19 protein-coding genes are annotated in these 26,712 nt (G+C 65.9%); 12 read left to right on the forward strand and 7 right to left on the reverse strand.

Annotation, left to right across the window (positions count from 1 at the left end):
- The first annotated feature begins 537 nt into the window (after window positions 1-537).
- From V1258_RS05305 to V1258_RS05325, 5 genes are all read left to right on the forward strand, one after another.
- The gene (locus V1258_RS05305) at window positions 538-1,239 is read left to right on the forward strand and encodes a polysaccharide pyruvyl transferase family protein (protein ID WP_329748687.1); all 702 of its coding nucleotides are present in this window, start codon (window positions 538-540) and stop codon (window positions 1,237-1,239) included.
- Window positions 1,240-1,270: 31 nt separating this feature from the next.
- Window positions 1,271-2,311 carry a glycosyltransferase family 2 protein gene (locus tag V1258_RS05310; RefSeq protein WP_329748688.1) on the forward strand — a complete coding sequence of 347 codons (1,041 nt, stop codon included), beginning with the start codon at window positions 1,271-1,273 and terminating at the stop codon, window positions 2,309-2,311.
- Between the two features lie 854 nt (window positions 2,312-3,165).
- Window positions 3,166-4,185 carry a glycosyltransferase family 2 protein gene (locus V1258_RS05315; RefSeq protein WP_329748689.1) on the forward strand — a complete coding sequence of 340 codons (1,020 nt, stop codon included), beginning with the start codon at window positions 3,166-3,168 and terminating at the stop codon, window positions 4,183-4,185.
- Window positions 4,178-5,455: a glycosyltransferase gene (locus tag V1258_RS05320; RefSeq protein ID WP_329748690.1), complete on the forward strand. Its 1,278-nt coding sequence runs from the start codon at window positions 4,178-4,180 to the stop codon at window positions 5,453-5,455. The genes V1258_RS05315 and V1258_RS05320 overlap by 8 nt, the downstream gene beginning before the upstream one ends.
- A gap of 337 nt (window positions 5,456-5,792) precedes the next feature.
- Window positions 5,793-8,588, forward strand: a complete 2,796-nt coding sequence (locus V1258_RS05325; protein WP_329748736.1) for a glycosyltransferase — start codon at window positions 5,793-5,795, stop codon at window positions 8,586-8,588.
- 60 nt (window positions 8,589-8,648) lie between these two features.
- Here V1258_RS05325 and V1258_RS05330 read toward each other — a convergent pair whose 3' ends face one another.
- The 3 genes from V1258_RS05330 to V1258_RS05340 form a co-directional block, all read right to left on the reverse strand.
- Window positions 8,649-9,404, reverse strand: coding sequence for a hypothetical protein (locus tag V1258_RS05330; RefSeq protein ID WP_329748691.1), 756 nt, complete (start codon window positions 9,402-9,404; stop codon window positions 8,649-8,651).
- 49 nt (window positions 9,405-9,453) lie between these two features.
- Window positions 9,454-9,894, reverse strand: a complete 441-nt coding sequence (locus tag V1258_RS05335) for an acyltransferase (RefSeq protein WP_329748737.1) — start codon at window positions 9,892-9,894, stop codon at window positions 9,454-9,456.
- A gap of 320 nt (window positions 9,895-10,214) precedes the next feature.
- Entirely contained in the window at window positions 10,215-11,531 is a 1,317-nt protein-coding gene (locus V1258_RS05340; RefSeq protein WP_329748692.1) for a UDP-glucose dehydrogenase family protein, read from the reverse strand.
- A 201-nt stretch (window positions 11,532-11,732) separates the two neighbouring features.
- On the opposite strand from V1258_RS05340, the gene V1258_RS05345 reads away from it, so the two are divergent.
- From V1258_RS05345 to V1258_RS05360, 4 genes are read left to right on the forward strand one after another with little or no spacing between them, the layout of a single operon-like run.
- Window positions 11,733-12,161 carry a hypothetical protein gene (locus tag V1258_RS05345; protein ID WP_329748693.1) on the forward strand — a complete coding sequence of 143 codons (429 nt, stop codon included), beginning with the start codon at window positions 11,733-11,735 and terminating at the stop codon, window positions 12,159-12,161.
- Complete coding sequence (locus V1258_RS05350) at window positions 12,158-13,513, forward strand: glycosyltransferase family 2 protein (protein ID WP_329748694.1); 1,356 nt, start codon at window positions 12,158-12,160, stop codon at window positions 13,511-13,513. Before V1258_RS05345 ends, V1258_RS05350 begins: the two co-directional genes overlap by 4 nt.
- Before the next feature lie 25 nt (window positions 13,514-13,538).
- Window positions 13,539-14,165: a hypothetical protein gene (locus V1258_RS05355; RefSeq protein ID WP_329748695.1), complete on the forward strand. Its 627-nt coding sequence runs from the start codon at window positions 13,539-13,541 to the stop codon at window positions 14,163-14,165.
- Window positions 14,166-14,188: 23 nt separating this feature from the next.
- Entirely contained in the window at window positions 14,189-15,898 is a 1,710-nt protein-coding gene (locus V1258_RS05360) for a hypothetical protein (RefSeq protein ID WP_329748696.1), read from the forward strand.
- A 28-nt stretch (window positions 15,899-15,926) separates the two neighbouring features.
- Here the strand turns inward: V1258_RS05360 and V1258_RS05365 are convergent, their stop codons facing one another.
- Genes V1258_RS05365 through V1258_RS05375 form a run of 3 tightly spaced genes read right to left on the reverse strand, consistent with a single transcriptional unit; the run spans window position 15,927 to window position 18,762 of the window.
- On the reverse strand, window positions 15,927-16,553 hold the full coding sequence (locus V1258_RS05365) for a hypothetical protein (RefSeq protein ID WP_329748697.1): 627 nt from the start codon (window positions 16,551-16,553) through the stop codon (window positions 15,927-15,929).
- The gene (locus V1258_RS05370; RefSeq protein WP_329748698.1) at window positions 16,550-18,388 is read right to left on the reverse strand and encodes a glycosyltransferase family 2 protein; all 1,839 of its coding nucleotides are present in this window, start codon (window positions 18,386-18,388) and stop codon (window positions 16,550-16,552) included. The genes V1258_RS05365 and V1258_RS05370 overlap by 4 nt, the downstream gene beginning before the upstream one ends.
- 2 nt (window positions 18,389-18,390) lie before the next feature.
- Window positions 18,391-18,762: a hypothetical protein gene (locus V1258_RS05375; RefSeq protein ID WP_329748699.1), complete on the reverse strand. Its 372-nt coding sequence runs from the start codon at window positions 18,760-18,762 to the stop codon at window positions 18,391-18,393.
- Window positions 18,763-18,935: 173 nt separating this feature from the next.
- Between V1258_RS05375 and V1258_RS05380 the strand changes: the two genes are divergently transcribed.
- The 3 genes from V1258_RS05380 (at window position 18,936) to V1258_RS05390 (ending at window position 22,797) form a co-directional block, all read left to right on the forward strand.
- A complete protein-coding gene (locus V1258_RS05380) occupies window positions 18,936-20,720 on the forward strand; it encodes a glycosyltransferase (protein ID WP_329748700.1) in 1,785 nt (594 codons plus the stop codon).
- Window positions 20,721-20,808: 88 nt separating this feature from the next.
- Window positions 20,809-21,972, forward strand: a complete 1,164-nt coding sequence (gene wecB, locus V1258_RS05385) for a non-hydrolyzing UDP-N-acetylglucosamine 2-epimerase (protein ID WP_329748701.1) — start codon at window positions 20,809-20,811, stop codon at window positions 21,970-21,972.
- Window positions 21,973-22,044: 72 nt separating this feature from the next.
- A complete protein-coding gene (locus tag V1258_RS05390; protein WP_329748702.1) occupies window positions 22,045-22,797 on the forward strand; it encodes a DUF6270 domain-containing protein in 753 nt (250 codons plus the stop codon).
- Window positions 22,798-22,824: 27 nt separating this feature from the next.
- Here V1258_RS05390 and V1258_RS05395 read toward each other — a convergent pair whose 3' ends face one another.
- Window positions 22,825-26,574, reverse strand: coding sequence for a hypothetical protein (locus V1258_RS05395; RefSeq protein ID WP_329748703.1), 3,750 nt, complete (start codon window positions 26,572-26,574; stop codon window positions 22,825-22,827).
- Window positions 26,575-26,712 lie beyond the last annotated feature (138 nt).

Here is a 26,712-nt window from a genome sequence, read left to right on the forward strand (position 1 = left end):
CCGGGACGACCACGGGGCTACCGCGCTCCACCACTATTGGGGACTCAACCCCTCTTGTACAGTGTCGACGTAGGAAGTTCGGCTAGAGCAAACTGCAAAGCGCGTGATGACAGCTATGGAAGCATCCCAAACCAGGGAGATAGTGATAACGCGTCAAGTCGAGGAGCAGGGAATATGCACAGTGTCGTTTCGTCTCGAGCAAGGTTATCGAGTCATGAAGGGTAGATTTAATCTCGCCGGAGAATGGTCCTTGTGCGATCGCGCCCACGACATGGTTTACGCACCATGTGGTATACACGCCCAAGCGACTACTATGCAACGATTGGAGTTGACTGAACCCGAAAGTGTAGGTCGGTTACGAAACTCCGCCGAAAAGGGAATCCATTGAAACTGTTTTGGTGGCGTCAAAGCGAGGATTCCAGAAACCTCGGCGACGAAATAGGTCCATATATTCTCAAGCATCGATTTGATGTAGAGATCGAACGATCAAGTAGATATCACTGTGAAGCGATTGGAACCGGGAGCATCCTGAACTGGGTGTACGAGAACCGTGATTCTCGAAGGACTGAAGCTCCGCTGGCGGTGCTCGGTTCTGGTCTGATGTATCCCCAGGTAGACCTTCAGGAGGTGCCATACCTGAAATTCTACGGAGTACGTGGCCTCTATACGCGTAGCTGCATCAGCCGAACGGATGATTTTTCGATAGGAATCGGCGACCCCGGCCTGCTCGTGGCTGATTTGTTTGCACGATATTCCGGGGGCGGCACGACTCAACTTGGGGTTATCCCACACGTAGGCTTCCAAAGCGATCGCGGCATCTTGGATCGTATAAAGGAAGCTCGCGCGAACGGGATTGATGTTCGCGTATTGGACATTGGCACGGATGATTTCGCCGGCTTTCTCGACGCGATGAGGGATTGCAGGTATATTTTGAGCCAAAGTCTTCACGGACTCATCTTCGCCGACGCACTAGGGATTCCGAACATCTGGTGGAACGACAGACTTCTCAACTCGAGAGGTGGTCGCTTCAAGTTCTATGACTACTTTTCGAGCGTCGACCGCACGCCTCGGTTGCAGTTGAACGCGGCTAGCCCGCTAGATACGCAAGCGTTAAAGGATGAGTCGTTCATTCTCGACGAGAAGACGCTCGCAGCAACTATTCGCGATATCCGGCGTTACCACGAGAAGGCGCTGAAGGTGATGGGAGGAGAACCGCGTGAGAAGTCAAGTGCAGGGTAGCGAGCCAAGCTCAGTCGTAGACGCTGGCAAAATGAGGATCGCCGCCGTTGCGATAGCCAAGGACGAGGGTCCATACCTCGCGGATTGGGTTCACCACCATCTCTATTTCGGATTCAGCCACATCAATGTCTGGATAAACGGCACTTCCGATTCTTCGCAGCGAATTTTGCAGCAAGTTAACGAGCACCACCCCTCGGTGAACCACCGTATTGTCGACGACTTGATGGCAGATTCCAGGGCTGGCGCTGGGATGTTTCAACATCTAGCATATGACGGTCTCGCCAGGTGGGCCGAGCGGGAATTAATCAGTCACGTTGCATTCCTGGACATCGATGAATACTGGACTCCCGTGAATTTCAGAACTCCAGTGTCGGAGTTCCTGTCGGAGACTCCGAACGCTGACGTCATTTCTTTTCCCTGGTATATTGACGAGGCGGACGCCGAGCGGCAGCCATTCGACATGACGTTCACGGACACGCAGAAAATCTTCGCCAACCAGCACGTAAAATCTATCGTACGGCGCACGAATCGAGTTCAGAAGTATCTTACCCACACCGCGCTGGTGAGAGACGGGATTAAACTACTGGTTGATACACCACTCGAGATCGTGGATGAGACCGCCCAAGCCCACGGTAGTAAGGTCGGTGATGCACAGCTCACCGACCTAAAGAAGAAGTTCCCCAAGGCTTTCATCTACCATAGGATGCATCGCGCGCAGCTTGAATACGTTGCGACGCTCGCAAAGGGAATGGCGCAGGCTGGTTCCAAGCTTCCGCTGAAGAAGAACAGGCACGGATTTGTGAACCCGACAGGGAGTGGCCTGGAATTCAGACCCCCTGCGGCTGCCCTTGAGTCATACGCGGCGTCGCGTGCGAGGTTCCACGATGTGGTCGGGGTGAAGGATCTTGTGAGTGAAGCTCGAGCGTTTGCTGCAGGCCGCGCTCGTGAGGTGATTGAGCTGGCAGCGAAGGGCAAGGTCGACAGCACTCTTGCCGACCAGGTCCTTCTGGGCGTTGATCGCGACCTGCTCAGTCGTCAAGCGGGGGCGTTGATGCAGGCGTCGAGCGAGTAGTATCGGGTTCGGGCGGACTGAACACCAGGCCGCCGGGGTGTGCGTGTAACCAGCAGGGCCGAGGATCCGGTCGAGTACAGGAGTTGTACCCTTTGAGTTCCACAGATGTTCAGAATACGCGTGTGCAATTCTCGCGGGGAGATCATGAAGAGCCGGTCTGGCTCCGTGTGGAGGTTGCACTATCGCTCGGGGGCGCAGCGCTGATCGCTGGGTGGTGTTCTGATCCCGTTGCCCTGCTCGGGGGTGATACTGAGACTAGTCCGAGATCGATATATCGTTCTTCACGGCCGCGTCCAGATGTAGCTGAGCTACTGGAAGTCGATTCTGATCAAGAGCTTGGCTTCCTACTCGTCTTTGAAAACCAGCATGCGGGCCAATGTGCAGTCACGATTAGTGGCGATACCTCTCACACGGTTAATTTGGTTCTGGCGGCACACGACGAGGCCGGTACGTGTCTCTCGAAGATTTCCGACTCAGAGCGACTGGTTATCGCGAGTTTATTCGAGCAGCATTCCCCTGAATGGCAGATACTTGTCCGCGGAACGGCGCCGTCAGCACGTACTGATGGCGACCCCAGGGGACATCTTGACATTGCCATGGGAAGCGAACATTCGTGTGGATCCGTAGTTTCTGGATGGATCCTCTCGAATCTTCATGGCTCCTGCACCTGGCTGGAGGCAGGAGAATCTAGGATCGTCCGGCTTGACGAAGCGATTGAACGGCCTCGGCAGGATGTCCGTGACGCGTTCCCTTTGGAGTCCGCGTCCTCACGCGGGGAGCCCGGGTTTACAGTCTTCCTCCCTGATGTGCACCCTGGCGCCACCGTACGATTACGCTCCATCGCTGGCGGTAGAGTGATCGATCTCGGAGAGATCGTCGTCGGCAATCTTCCAGATGACCACATTGAATCCGCCCAGATATTGTTCGGTTTGGCGCCTCCGGTACCACAGAAATTTGCGCGCTTTGCCACGGAGGTCGCCGCGAAGGCACTGGGTGGAATCCTTGCGAATCGGGCGGAGCGTTGGGCTGACTTTGACGTAGCTGTTCGGGAATACGGGGAGCCCGTCGAGGGAGCTTGCGTATCGGTCATCGTCCCTCTCTATGGGAGGATTGATTTCGTTGAACACCAACTGCTTGAGTTCTCTCGCGACCCGTTCTTCCGCGCGAACGTCGACCTCATATACGTTCTGGATGATCCGCGCCTGGTTGATCGATTCTTCGAGCAGGCTCCTCTGCTGTATGAAATATATTCAGTACCCTTCAGGGCTGTTTGGGGTAATGCAAACAGAGGCTTCTCGGGTGCAAATAATCTTGGTGCGTCTATAGCGAAGGCTGAAAAGTTGCTGTTCCTGAACAGCGACGTATTCCCGCAGCATTCTGGATGGCTAGAGTCGCTTCTTGCGGTACTTGAAGACGAACGCGTGGGGGCCGTTGCTCCCCGTTTAGTGTTCGCCGATGGATCGATACAACACGCTGGAATGTCCTTCCGTCGACGTGGAGACCTGGAAATTTGGGTGAATCACCATCCGAATATGGGACTTGACCCGGAGCTCGATCCATCCGGACAGGCGCTCACAGCAATGCCGGCCCTCACGGGAGCATGTTTGGCGATGCGTGGACGCGATTTTCACGCCGTTGGTGGATGGGATACCGGCTATCTGGTAGGCGACTTCGAGGACTCCGATCTCTGCCTCAAGCTGCGCTCGATGGGAAAGCTCGTGATGTATCAGCCTCGAGTGCAGCTCACCCATCTGGAGAGGCAATCGTTTGCGCTTCTGGGGGAGTCAGATTTCCGCTTCCGGGTAGTCATTTTTAACGCATCGCGCCACCAGTCCCGCTGGCAGTCGCTTCTGGAAGGAGAACCAAGTGTCTGACATCCGATCAGAGCGAATACTAGTCATGTCCCATGCGCACCCGGACTTCAGCCTCGGTGGCGGGGAAATTGCGGCATATAACTTGTTCAAGGCATATAGGTCCTCTGAAGGCGTCGAGGACGCGTGGTTCCTGGGCCGCGTCGACCGAGGGCGTGGGGCCACTGGGATTATCGGTAAACGTCGCGATCGCGAGTACATCTGGGAGCAGGGAATTGCCGACTGGACGATGAAGGCGGCCCATCGGGACTCCGTGAGGACCTGGTTCGCGGACCTACTTCGAGCACTCCGCCCCACCATCGTCCACGCGCATCACTATGTACATTTGGGCCTCGACTTCCTACGTGTGATAAAGGAGGTGGATCCGGACATCAAGATCTTCCTCACCCTCCATGAGTACGTTGCTATCTGCGCCAACAATGGCCAGATGATTAAGACGAACGGTCGGCTCTGCTCAAGGGAGTCGCTGGACGAGTGCAGGCTTTGCTTCCCCGAACGCACAGCCGAAGATTTCTGGCTCCGCAAACAGTTCTTCCGCAGGCACTTTGAGCTTGTGGACGGATTTATTTCTCCGTCCGAGTTTCTTCGCGGTCGCTACGTCGACTGGGGGATCGATAGCAGCCGGATCGCCGTGATCGAGAATGGGCAGACTGACCTTCCAGCTCTGCCACCTCGGCGCCTCAAGGACGGAGAGACGCGAAACCGCTTCGGGTACTTCGGCCAGATCAATCCTTACAAGGGACTGGATGTGGTCCTATCGGCACTCGCGAGCATGTCGGCGGAGGAGCGATCTCAACTGGTTCTTGAGGTTCACGGTGCGAATCTCGAGCTTCAGTCCGGTGAGTACCAGGAGAAGATCGAGCGACTTCGAAAGCCCCTGATGGACGAGGGTGTCTTGCGTTGGGCTGGTCCTTATCAGCCTAGTGAATTGCGTACGAGGATGTCAGGAGTCGACTGGGTGATTGTACCCTCGACTTGGTGGGAGAACTCCCCGATGGTTATTCAAGAAGCGTTGACCTCGGGAAGACCTCTCCTCGTCTCTGACATCGGAGGGATGGCAGAGAAGGTCAGCGATGGTGTTGTCGGCCATCATGTTCCCAACGGAAACTATCTGGCATGGTCGGAGTCCCTCCTCGAGCACTCGCGTGATTTGTCCGAGTGGGACGAGATGAGGAGTAATATTGTCAGGCCGGTATCCTATGAGGCGTGCGCTGAGGAGCACCTTCTGCAATTCGCGTCCTGGCGGCCGGCGTATATCGAAAATAATCATTAGATATTCTGGCTAACGCGTGCACCCGGTGTATTCATGGCAATCCTCGGGCGAGTAATTGGTTCGAGGATCGCTGGTTGCTACGAGCTGATGGAGTGTTGACTTGGCTGAAAATCGAGACACAGCCTTGCTTTCGGAGTGGGTAGCGGCATCAAGTCTGTTTGAGCGACATTGGTACATGGCGCAGTGCGGCATTTATTTCCATAACACTGCGATCGCTATTGAACACTTCCTGGCGGAAGGTATGGGTCGAGGGCACTCGCCTCATCCACTTGTTGACTTATCGGTCTGGCCAGAGCATCTGCGTAAGGCTTGGCGGGAGGGCGACTTTGCCGGCGTGATGCGCTGGTTCGCGCGTCCTAAGCTAGAGCAGCCGCCAATGGGACCTCTTGTAGAGGCTAGATTCTTCGATGTACCTGATGTTCTTTTCCGGGATCACGCGGGTGGCCTTCTCGGGTACGTGCTGGAAACGGCTTCCGATGAATATGAGATTCCTACGAGGTACGGCCCGGTCAATCTTGGAGTCCTGCGCGGGTCATGGCGCGAGCTGTACCGCCGCGTGAAGGCCCACAACAAGCTGATTGGTCCCCGGAGCAAGGGCGCCTGGGATGCCCTTGAAGAGGAAAGATGGCGCGGTGCACTGCAGAATGTGGTGCCTGGAGGCGAGGCTCCACTGGTGAGTGTCGTAATGCCCACCTGGAACCGGTCAGGAACAGTCGCTGGTGCGGTGCGTTCTATCCAGGCTCAGGGCCACCCGAATTGGGAATTGCTCGTTGCAGATGACGGGTCGTCGGACTCCACCAGGTCGGTGATCCGTGCGTTGGCCATGGGTGATTCACGTATTCGCCTACTGGAACTACCTCATGCGGGTGTTAGTGCCGCGCGTAATGCGGGCCTCGATGCGGCGCGCGGTGAGTATGTCGCTTTCCTGGACTCTGACAACGCATGGCAGCCAGACTTTCTCGAGCTCATGGTGCAAGGGTTGGAATCCTCGGGTGCCTCTGCTGGCTACGCTGGTCTGCAGCTTCATGATGGCGGGAAGACGACCTATCGAGCATTCGCAGGCGGGCTCGATCATCTGATGGTCATCAACCATGTTGATCTGAATATCCTGATGGTTCGCCGCGAGCTTGCTGTCGAAGTGCGCTTCGATGAGGGCCTTCGGCGCTGGGTCGACCATGACTTCGCTATTCGAGTCGCCAAGAGAACTGAACTGGTGCTGTTCCCGTTCATCGGGTGCATCTACGATGATGATCGAGAATCGGCCAGCAGGATCACCACGACAGAGTCAGATGCCTGGCAGTGGGCTGTCCTGGGTAAGAACATCGTTGAATGGCAGGATTCGGGTTGCTCGTCACTGGTTCCTGGTCGCGTGAGCGTAGTGATTCCGATCTATCAGGACTGGAAGCTGACCCTCCGTGCGACGCAAGCCGTGCTCGAGCACTCCGGAGATGTTGACGTCGAAGTTCTTCTGATTGACAACGGGTCGGCGATTCAGCATGGCGCAGTTCTCGTTCAGTTCTTCGCCGGCGAGCCGCGCGTGAAGTATCAGCGACTCCCTCGAAACATGAACTTCGCGATCGGCTCGAACGTCGGTGCCGCGGCGGGTACTGGGGAGTACGTCTGCTTCCTCAACAACGATACCGAGGTGCGGGATGGCTGGCTCACGCCACTGCTCGAGCGTCTGCACGATCCTGAGGTGCGGGGCGTTCAGCCACTGCTGCAGTATGACGATGACTCGATCCAGACCGCCGGCACCGTCTTCCTCGCTCCGCGCACGCCACCTAGTCACTTTCTCTCGGGGCTTCCTCCTGAGGACGCTGCCGATGTAGGAGGATTCAGGTTCAATTCAGTTACCGCGGCCTGCCTGTTGATGCGACGCGCGGAGGTTGCAGATCTTGAAGGATTCGATCCGATCTTCGTCAACGGCATGGAGGACATTGACCTCTGCCTGCGTGCGATTGAGCGCTTCGGAGGGTACTTCGCCGTTGAGCCGCGGTCCCGGGTGACTCACCACGAGTCCAAGACACCGGGGCGGGGGAAGAAGATTCCGGAGAACCGCAAATTTCTCATGGAACGTTGGGCGGGGAAGCTCCCCGCCGTCGACTCGGCGAAGTACTCCGAGGTGGGCTTCAAGGTCGAGGGTGTTGGCGGTGACAAGCTATGGCTCGCGCAGCCCCGGCCGATCGTCGTGCGTGATCGCTCGGCGGGCCAGGATCGCTGGGGGCTGCGGATCTCGTCGATCGGCGGTTCCCGCGGCGATCGCTGGGGAGACACTTTCTACGCGACGTCCCTCGCCAGCGCTCTTGAGCGCAAGGGCAAGAAGGCCCTCTCGTACCGCCATGGCGCCAACACCGAGACCGAGCGCTCCTACGACGATGTGAATCTCGTGATCCGCGGGCTCGACAAGGTCTATCCGATCCCTGACCAAGTGAACGTCCTGTGGGTCATCAGCCATCCCGAGGACGTCACGGTCGAGGAGATCCGAGCCTTCGACCTCGTCTACGCGTCATCGGATCCGTGGGCCCGGCAGATGAGTGAGAAGGCCGGGGTCGAGGTGCGAGTGCTGCACCAGGCCACTGACTCCGCGATCTTCCACCCGGCGACCGAAGGTGAGGTGCTGGATCACCGTCCGGTCACCTTCGTGGGCGCTCATTTCCCGCAGCGAGTGCGTCAGGTGGTCGCCGACGCCTTGACCTCCGGTGTCGACATGCGCGTAATCGGGCATGGGTGGCGCAATCTACCGCCGTCCATCCATGAGGCTGAGAGGGTCGCCAACCGCGATCTCGGCGACGTCTATCGGGGCGCTTCGCATGTCCTCGCCGATCACTGGCCGGACATGGCAGAGATGGGCTTCATCCAGAACCGCATCTTCGATGCCGTCGCCTGCGGCACGCCCGTGATCACCGACCGTGTGGAGGGGATCGACGAGGTCTTCGGATCGCTCGTCCAGGTGTATGAGGACGTCGACCATCTGCGATTCCTTGCCTCCGACGGGGGAGCTGCAACGTTCGGCTCCGTCGAGGAGCGACGGGCTCAGGCAGAAGAGGTGCTCCGACTGCACTCCTTCGACGCACGCGCGGAGACCCTGATCGCAGATGTCGCGGAGCGGCGTAGGGAACTCTTCGGTCAGTGATGTACGGCTGATCCTGGTGGGGCTGCGGTGCCAGCCGCAGTGCCCACCAGGATGGGTTGACTACTCCGGGAGCCTCGCGAGGCCCAGAGCGCGCATGAGGTTCCGCCAGTGGATTGCGCGCACCTCCACAGAGTCCACGAAATGATGGTCCATCGCGTTCGGGATAAATCGGGGATCGACGAAGCCACTGGAATCGGTGACGTCATCGTTCACATCGAAGTAAATGAGTCCCGCTGAGGTGGCTGACGCCTCTAGGAGCCGGTTGAACTGGAGAGTCAGCGCATGACGCTCCGCGTCGGACTCATGTCCGTTGCGGATCAGCTCGAGAATCCTCTGGCGATCTGCCTGATCGATGTCGGAAACTCGCTCGGTGACGACATTGCCGATGTCCGCAACGGTCTTGCGGGTGTCGTAGATCAGTACAGGCGCGTTCGCGCCTTTGACGGCGAATGTGACGTCGGGATGTGCCGCAGCAAGATCTGAAGCGACGGCGACGTACGCCTCCACGACGCGCTCAAGGTAGGCGAGGGGGTTCACCTTGTCGCCCTTGACGTACCGTCGATATGGCGTACCGAGCTCGACATCGACCTGACCGAGGTTCAGGACACAGACGTCGGCGTCGCTCGAGGACAGCCATCCCTTGAGGGATTCCACGAACTGCAGCGTCGAGTTCATGCGTCCCACGCCCGCGACGGTCGCACCATTCACCGGGTGGACCTCGACACGAACATCCCGGACCCTCGGATAGATCACGCGGACGGCGGGGGTGATGCCGAAAAACTTCGTGTGGGAGTCGCCGGCGGCGAGTACTTTCATGGGGACGCTCTCTCAGGTCGGGAATCGAGCCTCGACTGTAGAATAGCGTTCAGAGTGCCCCGTGATCAGGAGAAGCGGAGCCGCGAGCCAACTCTCGAAGCACCCGCGCCGGAACACCACCCACCAGTGTGTTCGCCGGCACGTCGCGGGTCACCACGGCGCCCGCGGCGATGACCGCGCCTTCTCCGACCGTCACTCCTCCGAGGATGGTCACGCCAGCGCCGATCCACGCGCCAGCGCCGATCACGATCGGTCGGGTAACGCCGGGGCCAGCGCGGTGCTCCTCCGGCCCGATCTCATGGGAATCGGTGATGAGGCGGACATACGGCCCGACCGAAACTCCGTCGTGGATCGTCACCTGCGCGCGTATGTAGACGTCGCGGTTGAGGAAGACCTTGTTGCCGATCGTGGTGGGCCCCAGGATCTCGGCGCCACGGAGGATGCGGGTGTTCGAGCCGACGGAGATCGGGGTGCGCTCCGTCGCGGACATCGTCACCCCGCGGCCGATCCGAGACCCCTCGCCGACCGTGACGTGGTCCGGTCGGCGGAAGGGAGGGCGACCGGCGTCATCGGATTGCTCCAGGTGGTGGCGGAGGTAGCGCACCTCTCGCTCGAGCGAGAGGACCCGCCTCTCCAAGTCCTCGGCTCTGTCTCCCAAGCCGACCGGTACGTCGTGCCCGTCCGGACTCTGGCTGAGCTGCTCCGCTCCCACTGCACGTGCTCCCATCTCTCCTCGTAGCCTGGGGCGATGCAGGCTAATGGCCGTTCGGAGAGCCTAACGCGCAACGGGAGCAGAAGTCGCTGGCAGGGTCAGGGGCGTCCCATCGACTCATACGTCCATCCTGCGGCGCGCCACGTCTCCGGGTCCAGGGCGTTTCGCCCGTCGATCAGGTGGGCGGTGCCCACCACCTCGCGCAGCCGCACTGGATCGAGCTCGCGGAACTCCTTCCACTCGGTCAGGAGCAGCACCAGATCGGCGCCGGCGGCAGCCGCATAGGCGTCTTCGGCGGTCTCCAGATTGGGTCGCTCTGCGTGCACCCGCTCATTCGCGACCGGATCGGTGATGACGACGTTCGCACCCCGACCCGAGATCTTCGAGGCTATATAGAGCGCTGGGGACTGGCGGGTGTCATCGGAGTCGGGCTTGAAGGTCGCCCCGAGTACCGCCACGCGCTTGTCCGTGAACGTGCCTCCGAGAGCGCGCCGCGCGATGTTGACCACGTGGTCGCGCCGACGGTTATTGACGTGGTCCACCTCGCGGAGGAAGCCGAGGGCCTCGGTGACACCGAGCTCGCCTGCCCGCGCCATGAAGGCGCGGATGTCCTTGGGCAGGCACCCGCCGCCGAAGCCGATCCCGGCGCGGAGGAACTTCGGACCGATGCGGTCGTCGAGCCCGATCGCCTCGGCGATCACCGAGACATCCGCCCCGGTGGCCTCGCAGACCTCCGCGACAGCGTTGATGAAGGAGATCTTCGTCGCGAGGAACGAGTTCGCGGAGACCTTCACGAGCTCGGCCGTAGCGTAGTTGCCGACCACCACGGGGGTCTCGACCTCGAGCATAGGGGCGTACATCTCGTCGAGCGCGGCGCGCGCGCGCGCCGCCTCCTCCGCGTCATCGGGGAGCCCGTAGACGATGCGGTCCGGATGCAGCGTGTCCTTGACCGCGAAGCCCTCGCGCAGGAACTCGGGATTCCACGCCAGCGCGGCATTCACTCCCGCGGCGCGGAGGCGGTCACGCAGCGACGCGGCCGTTCCGACCGGCACGGTCGAGCGTCCCAGGACCACATCGGTGTCGTCGAGGTGTGGGATGAGTGAGTCCACCGCGGCGTGCACGTAGGTCAGATCGGCCCCGGCGGCATCCACCTGCTGCGGGGTGCCGACGCAGATCACGTGTGCGCGGTAGTCCTCGGCATCGGAGTAGTCCGTCGAGAACCGCAGCCGGCCCGAGGCGAGGGCCTCGGTGAGCACCTTCTCGAAACCCGGCTCGTGGAACGGCGGGATGCCCGCGTTCAGGTCGTCGACCTTCTTCTGGTCCACATCGAGGCCGAGCACCTCGTGACCGATCGAGGCCATCGACGCCGCGTACACAGCCCCGAGATATCCGCATCCCACCGTCGTGATCTTCATGCCTGGGATCGTAGCGCGCTGTTCACAGCAAGGACGTTCCGTCCCGGACGGAAGGTGCTTCCTTCACCCGTTATTCGCTACGATGCCAGCGGCGGAGTTGAGCCGATCACGTCCAGTGCTCGTCCGCGTCCCAGTGGCACGGCCCTGCACGGCGGGCTGGCGCCCTGGATCCAGAGATCGTCGACCCGAGAGGGCTGGAGCATGGTCGAGTTCGGCAGGTACGGACGGCGCGAGAGTCGGATCTACACAGTCCCCGTCGAAGCCCATGCGATCCCGCTGTCGCTGCACGTGCAGCTCGGCGGTGGTGGAGCCCGTGACTTCGTCTTCGTGCCCGACGGCGACACCGCCCAGGAGCTCGCCCCCGCGTTCCAGGGGTTCGCGCGCTCCGACGCCCTCGGATCGCTCTTCCGCTATGTCGGTGGCGGGCGCACCGAGATCCCGCTCGAGTACCCCGGTGCGCGCGGGGCCACGAGCCCGCGTCGGCTGCGATTTGCCCTCGTGAAGTGGGACGTCACCAAAAATCTGGAGTTCCCCGACGCGGTGCACTGCCTGCTGCGCGTGCCGTTCGGTCGCGAAGGACGGGCCATGCACGAGATCGTCACCGCCCACGTCGGAGAGGACGCCCGATGACCAAGACCCCCGCCTCGAGCTCACCGCTTATCAGCGTGGTCATCGCCACCCGCAACCGCGCCGCGATGCTCCGCGACAGCCTCCATTCCGTGCTGTGCCAGACCTACTCGAACCTCGAGGTGATCGTGGTCGACGACGGCTCCGAAGACGAGACGCGCTCGGTGGTCGAGGAGCTCGGGGACGCCCGGCTCGTCTACGTGCACCAGGAGCATTCCGGGATCTCCGCCGCGCGCAACCGGGGGACGGAGCGTGCCCAGGGAGAGTGGCTCGCCGTCCATGACGACGACGACATCATGCTGCCCACCCGCCTCGCCGATCAGCTCGACCATGTCGACGAGTCCGTGGACTTCGTCTACGGCGCCTTCCTCAACTTCGACGACGAGACCGGCGAGCTGCAGCTCCATCACGGCAGGAATTACGGCTACGGTCCCGCCCTCATGAGCGGGTTCGCCCCCGGACACTCCACGTGGCTCGTCCGCACCTCGGTGATGCGCGCCTTCCCGTACGACGAGGGGATCGAGAGTGCGGTCGACAACAACCTCGTCTTCCGGATGCTGCGCTCGGGCGTGCGATTCCGACACAGCGGCGTGATCTGCCTGCTGCGCCGAGTCCATTCCGGCCGGATCACCAACACCGGCGGCGCCGGCCAGAAGTACGTTGCGGGCCTGAATCTCCAGTTCATCGGGCGCGGCGTCGCCCCCCACGATCACCAACGACTCACCAAAGCTGCGCGACGAGACTGGGGACCGGTGGACAAGGACCGCTGGCAGACCCGCTACCTGCCCTTCCTCCCCGATCACCTCGTCGCCCGGAGCGGATACCTCACCTCGCGCACCGCTGTCGAGAGCGGTGACACGGATCCCTCGACCCCGTCGTCACCCGTCTTCCACCTGGACGTCGTCGACGTCGCGGGCATGACCTGGTGGGATTTCATCGCCGCTTGCGCACACGCCACCGATCTCGGGTCCGTCGTCGCGCGCCCGAAGGAGTCCGCGGAGATCGAGGCGCTCCTCGTCGATGTCGAGGTGACCGCGGAGCTCGACAGGCCAGATGTGCCCCAGGAGGCCCTGGCGATGCTCCTGGACCTCACCGGGGCCGACGAATCCGCCGCCTACTTCGCGATCGCCGCCCAGCCTGCACCGCGATGGACCGCGGAGCAGCAGGCGCTGACCACCGCTCGCTGCTCTGTGAGCGAGAAGGGGGAGGAGACGATGCTCGGCATCGTGCCCCTGCGCTCGTGGAGCGCCGCCCGTTCGCTCCGCGAGGCGGCCTTCCGGGACGCCGACAGCTTCCGAGTGTTCAGCCACAAGCCCGCCGCGGCGATCATCGCGGAACTCGACACCCCGTCCTGACCGCCGGACCAGAGAGGCTCCTGACATGCAGATCCAGCTCCTTCCGGACGACGGCACCGGTCGCACCGCGCTGCTCGCGACCCCGGATCCCGGCGACCGCCCGATGCCGGTAGACCAGCTCCTCCTCGACGCGGCGCCGAGGATGCTCGACGACGAGTGCACCGCGGTGGCCGGCACGCTGCTGTTCGCCCCGTACGCGCAGTCGGAGATCAGCTTCGGGAAGAAGATCTCCGCGGGCCTGGCCGGGGCCATCCAGGACGCGACGGGCCTCACCGTCACCTCGAAGACCGCCGAGAGGCCACGCAGCGACGACGCGGTGAGCGCGCCCCTCCAGGTGACCACCCTCGCCGTCAGCCTCGACGGAGCTCTCGAGGCCTCGACGCCCGGTGTCGACCGGACCCGGCTGCGACTCGTGCCGGGCGAGCGCTTTCAGGGAGCCCTCTTCGGGGTTAAGGAGGCGGTCATCGCCTCGAACGCCTGGTACCTCGCCCGCGTGATCGATCCTCACCGGGTGCAGCTCGCGGCGGGCCTCCTGTTCGCCCGTGACCTTCTGGCGCAGCACGTCCGCACCACCTCCGAGGAGGCCGAGGCCTGGGCCGTCCCCGAGGAGGTCGCGACGCTCTGCGCGGCGCTCGGGATCGGCGTCTCGTGACCCCGGCGGATCCCCACCCTTCCGTGCAGTCCCTCGCCGTCGTGCTGGCCGATGACGCCAGGCGGCGCAGCCCTGGCCTCGAACGTCTTCGGCACGCGCTCGTCGAGACCCTCCACGCGCTGGGCGTTCGCGTGATCCGCACGGGCATCGACCAGCTCTCGCACTATCTCGGACGCGTCGACTCCGAGGGGCGCATCGTGCTCTTCGCCGAGAGTCCCTCCACGCTCGCTGCCGCCCGGTCGATGACCTCGACGGACCGGCGCTTCGCGTACTCCCTGCTCGTCGCGCCCACTTCCTTCTCCGGGTGGGGCGCGGCCACCGAGGAATGGGCGAGCGGGCTCACGATCGTGCCCGGCGAGGATACGGTGTATCTCACCGACTCCGCCCTTTCCCGCACCGTTCTCGAGAACCATCTCAGCGGCGCGCGAACCGATGTCAGGATTCTCCTCCCGCGCCCGGGGGAGCTCGACGAGAGCTCGGGCGTGACTTTCACCGACCTCGCGCGGTGGAGGGTCGGGGACTCTCAGCCCGAGTACTCCGGGACGACCTGGGACTTCGCCCCGCGCGCGTCGCACCGCGAGGCCCTCCTCGCGACCCCTGAAGAAGACGCGGAGCGACGCCGGACGAACGCCGAGGTGCTCGAGCCCATCCTCACCGGAAGGCCGCTCGGCGGCGAACCCGTGCATCTCGGGATCCTCGGCCACAAGCTCACCTTCATCGACGAGCTCGCGCGCGACCTCGCCCGCCGCACCGGCTCCACCGTCGAGATGGACGAGTGGAAGGCCCTCAGCGCCCCGTCCGACGTCCCGAAGACCCTCGGGGTCATCGCACGCTCCGACGTGATCATCGGGGAATGGGGGCGCCCCAACAACGTCTGGATCCAGCAACGGGCGTCCCGGGACAAGCGACTCATCGTCCGCGTCCACCGCTACGAGGTCACGACGGACTTCCCGCGGGCGATCGACATGGATCGCTTCGACGCCGGAGTGGTCATCGTGCCCTGGGTGGGTCGAGCGCTCGCACAGTGGTTCGACTGGCCGGCCGAGAAGCTCGTCTACATCCCCAACTACGTGAACACGCGGCACTTCCGCCGCCCGAAGCTGCCGGGATCCGAGTTCACCCTCGGCATCGTGGGCATCACCCCGGACCTCAAACGACTCGACCTCGCCCTGGATCTGCTTGCCGCGCTCCGCGGCGAGGATCTCCGCTATACCCTGCGTGTTCGAGGCCAGCTTCCGCCCAGCCACCTCCACTGGTCGACGAATCCGGCGATCTCGGAGCAGTGGGGCACGGTCCTCTTCCGCCTGCGCACCGATCCGCTGCTGCGGAACGCCGTCTTCTTCGACGAGCCCGGGCGGGACATGGCCGCGTGGCTCGAGGGGATCGGAGTCATGCTCTCCACGTCTGATCTCGAGGGCTCGCACGTCGCGCTCGCCGAGGGTGCGGCCTCCGGAGCGCTCCCGATCGTGCGCCCATGGCCCGGGGCACGGACGCTGTGGCCCGCGGACGTGGTGCACGAGACCCTGGGTGAGGCGGTCGAGCGGATCCTCGCCTCGCGCGATGAGACCTGGCGGCGCGAGGCCCTCCAACGCATCGGCGTGCATCCGTCCCTCGACCAGGACCGTGTGCTCCGGGCTTGGTGGGACCTCGTACGCGGGCGGCGCGAGGACGCCCAGGCCGCCTTCGGACCCATCGACTGGACCGCCGATCTCTACGAGCCCGTCGAGCTATGACGCGCTGAGCGCTGCGGAGGTGTCTCGTTCAGGCGGGCGCCGAGGCGTCGTCGACGCGCAGCTCCAGGTTCACGCTCAGCAGCAGAGCGGCGAGCCGGACGTGCTCCTCCGAGGTCAGCGCCCCCCGAGCGATGCGGAGAACGTCCGCGTCGATGTCCGCCGCGAACAGGACCGCGACGCCGAGGCGAGCGCGCAGGGACTCGGCGCCGATCCCGTCGAGCACGCTGGCATTAGACGGGACCAGCAGCAGATCGGCCGCCTGGAGCATCCCCCGGGCCGCGGTGCCGGGGACCACCGCGAGCGTGGAGGTGCTGGGAGTGAGGTCGGGCAGGTCGAACACTACGTTGACGAGGCTCTCACCGCGGGAGAGGGCCCGGGGCGTGCTCTCCACATCACGAGGCCGCACGCGCACGGGGTGGGCGTCGCGCTCGATCGCCCCGGCCAGTTGCGGGCTGGGAGCGGCGGGAAGCGTCATCTCACCGCTCGCCCACCGGCCGAAGACCAGATATGCCGCGAGCGCCTCGCGGTCCGGATCCCGGTGGGCGGGCAGAGCGTCCAGCAGCAGCGCGTCCACCGGGGGGAACGCGTCGTACTCCTCGGGCTCGGCGCGCAGCCTCGGAGCCCCGTTCTCGTCGTGGATCCAACTGATCTTCATCCCCAGACCTCCTCGGCCTCGACTCCGACCAGGAGCCACGGACGACCGGCCCCCAGATCCGGTTGCGGGTTCGACGGGAGCGGCGTGACACTCAGGACGAGACTCTGCTCCGACTGCTCGACGGTATAGAGCGGGCCGATGGTGTCCGCCGTCATCTCCTCGCGTTCCAGGATGCGGATCTGCAGAGGCCCGTCACCACGCTCACCACGGGCATGCTCGAGGACCTGCAGGACTGCCGGCGCAGAGGGCCCAGCATCCTCATCACTCGCCTCCTGCAGGGAGAGGCGAGCGCCGGTCCGGGCCAGCACCACGAGATCGGCGTCGGTGGGGTGGAGGACTCTGAGCGGGCCCTCCAGAGGGCTGCCGTCGATCAGCACAATCGGCGAGACCGGGTGGCCCTCCAGTGCACCGAGCAGCTCCGCCGGCGGCGCAGGGTCGACGAGCACCTCGCGGCCCGGGGCCTCTCCAGGGGTGAGGGCGAGCGCACGGAGACCCTGCGCTTCCGGATCGGGCAGCTCCTCGGCGTCCTCGAGGCCCGGGGCGGCTCCCGCGCCGGTCAGCACCACGGGCGCGGTAGTCTCCCGCATCGTCAGGCCGGTCCTCGCGAGGGCGTGGCGGAGGTCTGCGGGATCGCTAGCCGGGAGAGCGCGCATCTCATCGCGACGCATCAGCAGGTGGGAGAGCCGCAGATCGCGCGGAGCATAGACCTCAGGCAGACCCTCCGACAGGAGCCGGACCTCACGGCCGTGCACGCCTGCCGCTCCCTCCGCGAGGGCCAGCAGCAGTCGCTCGGTCCTCTCCAGGGGGAGGATCTCGCCGGCACGCACGACCGCGACATGGACACCGTGGCTCGCAGCGAGCGCCGTCTGCAGGATGTCGTCGCTCTCAGCCACCGGAACGTCGCGCACGCGAGAGTCCGCGATCGGAGCAGAGAGCGGTGAGGAGCCCCGGCGTGCCACGAGGACCTCCAGGTCCCGCACCGTCTGCGCGAGGGCGGTCGCGATCGTCCGCTCGGCAGGCGCGTCGTCCGCGCCGAGGATCACGATGCTCACGAGCGGGCGCGCGGAAGGGAGCGGCGCACTCGTGGCGCGCAGGTTCCGAGCGACGGTGAGGTCGGAATCGACCAGTCGACGGTTCCGGCGTATGGCCTCGCGACCGGCGTCGGTCGCGCTCGCCGCGGAGATCGTCGGCGCGTGCCACATATGGAACATCCGGGCCCGCGGCTCGTCGACCCAGTGCGTCCGCCAGCCGGCGCGCCGCGCACGGCGGGCGAAGTCGATGTCCTCGCGCCCATAGGTGTGCAGACGCTCGTCGAAGCCGTGCAGGCGCGTGAAGCCGTCGCGGTCGATCGCCATCATCCCGCCCATGCCCCAGCGGGGACGCAGCCGGCTGCTCCGCTCGAGGGCCGCCCAGTCGATGCGATCGGGCTCGTCGAAGGTCTCCTCCGGAACGGACTCCGGCAGGTCTCGGCACTGGAGGAACAGCGCGCACCGGCCCGCGGCGGCATGCTGCGCGTGCACGACCTCGAGAGTGCCGGGGGAGAAGAGCATGTCGGCATCGGTCGAGATCAGCAGATCGCCGTCGGCGACCGCGAAGCCCGCGTTCAGCGCACGCGAACGCGACCAGACCGGGTCACCCGGCGTGTGCACCCAGCGGGCGCCGGAGTCCTCGGCCACGGCCCTCGAGGCGCTGGGATCCGCGCTCCCGTAGTCGGAGATGATGATCTCTCCGCCCGTGGCGCCGAGCGCCCGGTGCAGGCTCGAGACCGAGCGCCGCAGGCGTTCGACGCCCCAGTCACGAAAACCGATCACCACGGACATCTCCGGTGCGGACATGCTCAGGCCTCCGTCGCGAGGATCAGGGACGGGACGCCGCCGAGGTCGGTCTCGAGGCAGCAGTCCAGGACATGGGTCGGGGCGTCAGCGGGACGGGGGCGGAGTCGCAGGCGGAGGATCCGCGCCGCCGACGGGACGGTGAGGGGCGCAGTCCGGACGATGCCGGCTCCCGGGGTCGGAGGGGCGTAGCGGTAGAAGCAGCGATGCGCCTCGGACCACGTCAGCGAATCGTCGTCGAGCGTCAGGTCCGGATCCTCCGGCAGATCGAAGAGGAGGATCAGGGCGCGCCGCACGATCTCGCCGTCGGCTCGCAGCACCGGGGTGACCGGGGCATCGTGGCCCGGGAGCCGAAAGCCGAATGCCGTGACCGCCACATCCACCCCCTGTCCCGTGCCCGTCGACCTCCCGACGAGCACTGCGTCCCCGAGATCGTACCGGCCGGTCGTGGCCGATACAGTAGACCCTGGGAGCGATCCGACAATTCCCCCGTCATCCGCCCCGCATCGACATGAGGGGGCTGAGAGAGGCGGGCAGACCGATTCCACCGGTGCACGCCATACTCCGCAACGCGCGGCTCCTCGGGCAGTCCGCGCTCGGCCACCTCGTCGACGACCCCGCGCTGCTGGTGATCCAGGTGAGCCGCCGGCTGCCGCTCGGAGTCCGCACCCGCGGGGGCCGGATGCTGCAGGGGGTCGGGCGCGCCGTACCGCGGGGGAGAGGAGTCGCCGCCCTCGGAGCGGTGATGGCGGGGCGCCCGTCGGGCGCCCTCGAGCTGCTGGAGTGTCCTGATCGACGGCCGGCCGGGCCGTTCGAGGCGGAGGTCGCGGTGCTCCTCGACCGGGAGGATCTGGTCGCGGACACCGCGCGGGCTTCGACGCGCGCCCGGGCCGCCTGGTCCGCCGGACGGCTCGGCGAGGCGGTGGCGATCCTCGAGGAGGCCGGGCACGGCGACACAGTGCAGGCGCGCCGGCTCCGCAGCGAGATCGCGCTCATGACCGCCGGCGCCGACGCCGTCGCCGCCCGGGCCCCGCGAGAGACGGCCGCGTCGCCGGACTCCGCGGGCCAGCCGCTGACCGTGCTCCACCTGATCACCAACTCGCTGCCCCATACGCAGTCGGGGTACGCGCTGCGCACCCACAACATCCTCACCCACCTCGCCCGCCACGGCATCCACTCGGTGGCCCTGACCCGAACCGGCTACCCGGTGATGGTCGGCAAGGTGCTCGCCGCCGACGAGGACGTTGTCGACGGCACCCGCTACGTCCGCGCCCTCCCGCCCTCGCTCGCGGCCACCCCCGCCGAGCGGCTCGAGCAGGAGGTCGAGGCGGCCCTGCGTCTCGTGGAGGAGCTCCGGCCCGATGTCCTGCACGCGACGACCGACTATCGCAACGCCCTCGTGGCCCGTGCGGTGAGCCGGGCGACCGGCATCCCCTGGGTCTTCGAGGTCCGCGGGTTGATGGAGCAGACCTGGATCGCGTCTCGGGCCACCCCCGAGGCGCGCGAGAGCGCCGCCGCCTCCGAGAAGGTGCGCCTCCTCGCGGCCCGCGAGGGGGAGCTCGCGCGGCAGGCCGGTGCCGTGGTGACGCTCAGCCGCACCATGGCCGAGGTGCTCGAGCAGCGAGGCGTCGACCCCGCGCGCATCACCTTGGTCCCCAACGGGGTCGACGAGGCGCTGCTCGCCCTCGACCTCAGCCCGGCCGAGGCGCGGCACACGGTCGGCCTGGATCTGCCGCCGGACGCGTTCGTGGTCGGTGCCGTCAGCGCCCTCGTCGACTACGAGGGCTTCGATGTGCTGCTCCGCGCCGCGGCCGCGATCATCGACCGAGACGACGCACCTGTCGCCGGGACGCTGCACGTGGTGCTCGTAGGCGACGGGGTCTCCGCCCCCGGGCTCATGCAGCTCGCCGACGAGCTCGGCATCTCAGTCCGCGTCCACCTGCCGGGCAGGGTCCCGCGCGAGCAGGCACGCACCTGGGTCCAGGCCCTCGACGCGGTGGTCGTGCCGCGCCGCGACGTGGACGTCGCCCGCACCGTCACCCCGCAGAAGCCGGTAGAGGCACTCGCCCTCGCGAGGCCCGTCGTGATCAGCGACCTCCCCGCCCTTCGCGAGACCATCACCGGGGACGACGGGACCCTGCACGGGGAGATCTTCCCCGCCGGCGACCACGAACGGCTCGCGGACGTGCTCTGCGAGCTCGCGGCAGACCCTGCGCGAGGAACCGGTCACTCCCGGACGGGCCGCGCCACCGTCGCGGACCGCACCTGGCCCGCATTGATGAGACGATACGAGCGGGTGTATCGCACGTTGTCCGACGATCGGTCTGCGACGTGATCCGAGGGGACGAGCTGAGCGCACCCGCACGCAGTCGTCCCCGGAACGCAGCGGCAGCCCTGTGCCGCCGACCCCCTGAGAGGCACCCATGGCCCTGCGCATCATGACCATCTACGGCACGCGCCCCGAGGCGATCAAGGTCGCCCCGATTATCAAGGCGATCGACGCCGCGGAGGATCTGGAGTCGATCACCGTGGTGACCGGGCAGCACCGCGAGATGCTCGACCAGGTCAACACGATGTTCGAGATCGTCCCGGATCATGACCTCGACATTATGAGCAGCGGACAGTCCCTCAACGGCATCGTGGCCAAGGTGATCACCGGGGTGGACGACATCCTCGAGCGCGAGGCGCCCGATGCCGTGATCGTCCAGGGAGACACCTCCACGGTCATGGGCGCGGCCGTTGCGTCCTTCAACCGGCAGATCCCCGTGATCCACCTCGAGGCCGGCCTGCGCTCGGGCGATATCAACTCCCCGTTCCCGGAGGAGGCGAACCGGAAGCTCACGAGCCAGATCGCCGCCCTGCACCTCGCCCCCACCTCCACCAGCAAGGCCAATCTCACGCGCGAGGACGTGCGGGAGAACGACATCGTCGTCACCGGCAACAGCGTCATCGACACCCTGATGTTCGCGACGGAGAACCTCCGCGTGCCCTTCTCGGACGAGCGCCTCGAGCAGCTCCGCGACGCGAAGGAGGCCGGCACCGGCGGGCGGGTCCTGCTCGTGACCGCGCATCGCCGCGAGAACCTCGGCGACGCCATGGAGGGCATCGGCGAGGCAGTCGCCGAGCTCGCCCGCAAGCACCCGGACCTCACCGTGGTCTTCCCGATCCACAAGAACCCGAAGGTCCGCAAGGCGATCCGTCCCGCCGTCAAGGGGGTCGAGAACGTGCTCCTCATCGAGCCCCTCGCCTACGCCGAGTTCACCCAGCTCCTGAGCCTCGCGGACCTCGTGCTCACCGACTCCGGCGGCGTGCAGGAGGAGGCTCCCAGCCTCGGCAAGCCCGTGCTCGTCATGCGTGAGAACACCGAACGCCCCGAGGCGGTCGTCGCCGGCACCGTGAAGCTCATCGGCACCCACCGCCAGCGCCTCGTCGACGAGGTCTCCCTGCTGCTCGACTCCCCCGAGGCCTACGCCGGGATGGCCAATGCCGTGAACCCCTACGGGGACGGACAGGCCGCGGCGCGCACCCTCGAGGCGATCCGCTGGAAGTTCCTCGGCGGCGACCGTCCCGCGGATTTCTCCGCCTAAGCGGGCGCCGGGCGCCTGCCATAGAATCGGGCGGTTCCTCCGCTTCTCGACCCCACGACCCGAGGTGCATCCATGACGTCGCCCGCCCCTGACGCGGCCCCCCGCATCGCGATCCTCGGCAGCTGCGTGACCCGGGACGCCTTCGACCATGAGGACGCGCGACGATTCAAGCTCGTCTCCTCCGTGGAGCGGACAGCGCTCGGAAGTTTCATGGGGCGACGAACCCAGGTGCTGCAGCCGGACTACGACAAGATCACCTCGGACGCCCAGCGGAGGACGGTCCAGGACGACATCGCGAAGCAGGGGCGGCTGCGGCTGCGGAAGCTCCGCTTCGATGCCCTCGTCGTCGATCTCATCGACGAGAGGCTGCCGGTGGCGCGCTTTGCCGATGGCGGGACCGCGACGGTGTCGAGCGAGTTCCGACAGCTGAGCACCCCGATCTCGCAGTACACGAAGGTGCTGCCGTACACGGAGCAGGCCTTCGACCGCTGGCGGGCCGGATGGACGTCTCTCCTCGACCTGCTCGATCAGATCGGGGCGCGACACAAGGTCGTCGTCCACCGCGCTCACTGGGTGGTCCGTGCGACCGACGGTCGGGCCAGCGTCGACGATCCGGAGACCGTCTACGCTGCGAACCGCTGGCTCAACGACGCGTACGAGCACATGGCGAACACCCTCGAGCCCCATCAGGCGATCGAGGTGCCCACCAGGCGGGTGCTCGCCGACCCCCAGCACCCGCACGGTCTGGCGCCGTTCCATTACACGGCCGAGTACTACGCGGAGATCCTCCGCCAGCTGGACGTCTTCCTCGAACGGACTCGCTGAGCGCCCCGCACCCGCCCGGGCCCCGGTTCACGCCGAGAAGTAGCGCACCGTCCGCACCGTCGGCGTGGTCTCGCCGTCCATTGTGGCAGTCAAGTAGATCGATTGGTTCCCGGATCCCACGTAGACGGGCGGGGCGAACCACATGCCGGAGCTGTATGTCGGGGCGGTGACCGTTCGGCCACCCACGGTGAGCGTGACGGTCGCGCCGGGCGTCGAGTAGCCGTAGAAGGAGACCATGCCGCTCGGGGTGGTCGAGCCTGCCGCCGGGGAGGCCAGGGTGGGGGTCTGCACGGGGCTCGAGAAGGACCGCTCGACCGTCACCGGCGCGGAGGTCTGGCCGCCGACGGTCTGCGTGAGCGTGATGCTCTTCGTCCCCGAGGAGACCGCGATCGGGGGCGCGAACCACATGCCCGAGCTGTACGTGGTCGCCGTGACGCTGCGACCGTCGAAGGTCAGCGTCACCTCGGCGCCGCGCGTGGCCGTGCCGTAGAAGCTCACCATCCCGGAGGCGGTCGTCGATCCGGCGGCGGGCGAGGTGATCGTCAGCGGGTCGAAGGCGCTGCGGAAGTAGCGCACCTCCCGGACCGAGGCGCTGGTGATGCCGTCCTTGCTCGCGGTCATCACGATCGCCTGGTTGCCCGTGCCCACCTGGACCGGGGGCGCGAACCACATACCCGAGCTGTACGTCGTGGCGGTGACCGTGCGGCCGCCCACCGTGAGCGTCACGACGGAGCCGCGCGTGGCGGTCCCGTAGAAGCTCACCATGCCGGAGGCGGTGGTCGACCCGACGGCGGGGGAGAGCAGCGCCGGATTCTCGACGGGACTCTCGAAGTACCGGGTGGTCGTCACGGTCGGGCTGGACAGGCCGTCCAGCGTCGCGGTCATCGAGATCGACTGCGTGCCGCTCGGGATCTCCATCCCGTGGGCGAACCACATACCCGAGCTGTAGGTCGGCACGGTCACCGTGCGACCGCCCGCGGTCACCGTGACCTGCGAGTGCGGATCCGCGGTCCCGTACAGGGTCACGGTGCCCGCCGAGGTGGTGGATCCCGCGCCCGGGCTGGTCAGCTCCGGCGGCGTGACATCGTTGACGAACTGGTACGTCCCGGTCGCCGTAGGGCTCGTGTACCCGGGGATCGACGCCGTCAGCGAGACCCGCTGGGAGCCCGCCGGCACGTTCACCGCCGGCGCGAACCACTGCCCCGAGGAGTAGACGGGGGCGGTGACCGTGGTCCCGGCGACGGTGAGGCGCACCGTCGAGCCGCGCGTGCCGGTGCCGCTGAAGCTCACCTGCCCCGCCGAGTACTCGCCGGAGACCGCATGGGAGGTGATGCTGGGGGTCACGATCGGGGCGGAGAACTGGAGCGTGGTGGTCGAGGTGCCGCTCGTCTCCCCGCCCAGCTCGGCGACGAGGGACACCGTGCGGGTCCCCGCGGCGATGGTCATCGACGGGGAGGTCCAGGTGCCGTCCGTGCGCACCGTCGTGGTCCGGCTCGTGCCGCCGACGGTCACGGTAACGGTCGATCCCGGGGTGCCCTTCCCGCTGAACACCGTGGCACCCGGGTAGTACACGCCGTCGGTGGTGTGGCTGCCCAGGATCGGCGTCGCGACGGGCGCCGCGACGGGCAAACGGTAGCGGAACAGGTCGAGCGAGCCCTTCGCGTAGTACAGGTCGCGGTTGCCGATCACCACCATGTCGGTGATGCCGCCAGTGGCGAGGGTCGTCTTCTCGAAGGTGAGCGGGTTGATGGCGTACAGGTTGCCGTCCGCCGTCGCGTAGACGATCCCGTCCCGCACGAAGGTCGAGAAGTCGTTCCCGTAGAAGCCGGGGTTGTTGGAGAAGATCATCTCCTGCTTGATCATCGACAGTCGGCCGGAGGCATCGACCCTCGCGTGAAAGAGGGTGCGGCCCGCGATGCCCCAGAGCGTTCCGTCGGAGGGATCGACCGAGAGCGCGTTCACCCACGGCACGATCCCTTCGTTCGAGGGGACCAGGGAGGAGAGCACCTTTCCGGTCGAGGGGTCGATCGTGAACAGCCGGGCCTTCGTCTCGGTCGCCTCGTAGCCGGTGCCGCCGTTGATCGAGGAGCCGGCCACCACGGTGCCGTTCGCGGAGGCGAGCGCGACGACGCTCTGGTTCGCGATCGGGTTGCGGTACACCCGGGTGGTCGCGCTGTTCGGGGTCCAGACCGTGAAGGCTCCGCCGACGGTGCTCTTCACAGAGACCGAGGCGACGCCGACGGTGCCGTCCCCGAGGTCCACGAAGTCGAACGGGCGCTCCTGGGAGTTCTTCAGCTCATGGGTGCTGGGGTTCTGCGTGAACACGCCCGTGGCGCCCGTGTACTCGAACGGCTTCGCCGGGTCATAGGTCATGAGCTGCGCGCGAGGGTAGCCGCCCATCACCAGCCGGCTCCCGGCGCGGCCGAAGCCCTCGACCTGCGGGAGCCCCTCGAGCTCGGAGAACGAGGCCTTCGCCGGGTCGTAGACGCGCACGCCCGTCGGGTTCTGGAAGCCGCCCACGTACACCTTGCCGTCGGGGCCGGCGGCGAGGCTGCGCACCTCGCCGGGCGCCCCCGAGACCTGGGGCTGGGTGTCCTTCTGCCGGCCCGGCCGGGAGGACAGGTTTAGCACCGAGGTGTCGTACAGCCACTGCGTGCCGAGAGCGCCGGCGACGGCGAGGCTCGGGTTCGCCCAGCCGGAGAGCTTCGGATCCACCCACACCATGTCCCGCGGGGAGGCCTGAGTCGAGTAGCCGGTGCGGGCGTAGCGGAGCGTGGTGAGGTCCAGCTCGGCGAGGCCGAAGGAGGACTTCTGGAAGTACACCGTGTCCTCCGTCGGGTGGACGGGGGAGACGGCGCTGTTGACTCCCGCGATCGTGGTGGAGGCCGGGAGGGCGTTGCCGGAGCCGTCGACCTGGACGGTCTTCGCGAAGGAGCCGGTGGTGGTGTCGTAGAGGTACATCGCGGCGGCGCTCGAGGAGGTCACCACGAGGTACTTCCCACGCAGGGCGAGGTCGGAGATCGTGTTGTTGGTGCCCGAGAGCGCGGTGGGGAGGGTGATTGCGCTGATCGCGCCGGTGGACCGATCCACGCGGGCGAGTTTGCCGGTGCCGAGCGAGCCGGCGTAGACGTAGCGGTCGTCCGCCGCGAGGGCGCGCACGTACGCCTCACCCGGGTTCGGGGTGCCGAGCGCCTTCACCGCACCGGTCCCGGCGTCGACGCTGAACACGCGCCCCGTCGGATACGTGCCGGCGAAAACCGTGCCATCCGGAGCCGTGGTCAGCGACCAGACGGAGTCGTCCCCGAAGGGCGTACCGAGATCTCGCACGGCCTTCTGCCCGGGAGCCCAGCTGTAGAGCCGCGCCGCGCCGTCGTTCACCGTGAACACCACGGTCCGGCCGCTGACCGTGAGGCCCCACGCGTCGATGCCGGCGGGGACCCGCTGCTCGAAGACCACGTCCCCGGAGAGGGTGTCGATCGCCTGGAACAGCGCCGGCAGCGCCTCGTTGCCGGAGGTGACGAAGTAGGTGAGGGAGCGTCCGTCGGTCCCCACCCCGTGCGCCGCCTGCGGGCTCAGCACCTTGTCCTCGAAGGCGGAGCCGATCTCGGTCTCGGTCCCCGTCGCGATCGGCGCCGCGCTCGCCGGCGAGTCCGGCACGGTGACCTGCACGATGCCGACCGTGCCGATCAGCACGACGAGGGCCAGCAGCAGCCGCGGCAGAGCGGGCGCTCCCTGGGCGGGGCGACGTGCGGCGGAGGAGTACGGTGTGGTGGTCATGAGGCCCCCGAGGGTGAGTGGTGGAGAGGCGCAGATGAATCAGGAACCGACTAGCGTGGACCCATGAGAACTCGAGGCCTGATCGTCGTCGGAGCATGCATGGCCGTGCTCTTCACAGGATGTTCTGAGACTAGCCCA

Source organism: Brachybacterium sp. J153, assembly GCF_036311905.1.
Lineage (GTDB): Bacteria > Actinomycetota > Actinomycetes > Actinomycetales > Dermabacteraceae > Brachybacterium.